The organism is Lactobacillus sp. C449L (assembly GCF_059900815.1).
The window spans coordinates 1-430 of record NZ_JBWXGA010000321.1; the positions used below are offsets into that span (position 1 = coordinate 1).

1 protein-coding gene is annotated in these 430 nt (G+C 62.6%); it reads right to left on the reverse strand.

The genetic code is table 11. From position 1 onward, the window contains the following. A partial coding sequence (locus AC2JF9_RS09585) for a calcium-binding protein (protein ID WP_500727324.1) occupies positions 1-342 on the reverse strand: 342 nt, incomplete at its 3' end. Between the last annotated feature and the right edge of the window lie 88 nt (positions 343-430).

A 430-nucleotide genomic window follows, 5' to 3' on the forward strand; every position in this document is an offset into this window, starting at 1 on the left:
GTCGTCGAGCGCGATCACGTCGTTGTCGACCGAGAAGGTGCTGACAGTGTCTACATTGTTCATGGGATCGAGGTCGGTTGTGAATGCGATGGTGTCTTGGCCGGTCCCGCTGATCAGCAGGTCGTTGCTGTCGCCGCCATCCACCCAATCGTCGCCGGATCCGGCCGAGATCGAGTCGTTCCCGTTGCCGCCCTCGAGGGAATCGTCGTCGGTCCCGCCGGCCAGATAGTCGTTGCCGTCGCCGCCCCGAAGAGTGTCGTTGCCGGAAGAGCCGAGGAGCTGGTCGTTGAAGGCTGTGCCGTTGAACTCGTCGTTCCCGCGCGTACCAAGTCTGGTCGCCATCTGAGCCTCCTCTTCATGCGTGCCATTGGCCAGACGAAGCCCAGTTCATAGTCTCCGCCCCCGCTCGAAAAGCGGATGTGCCTCAGCG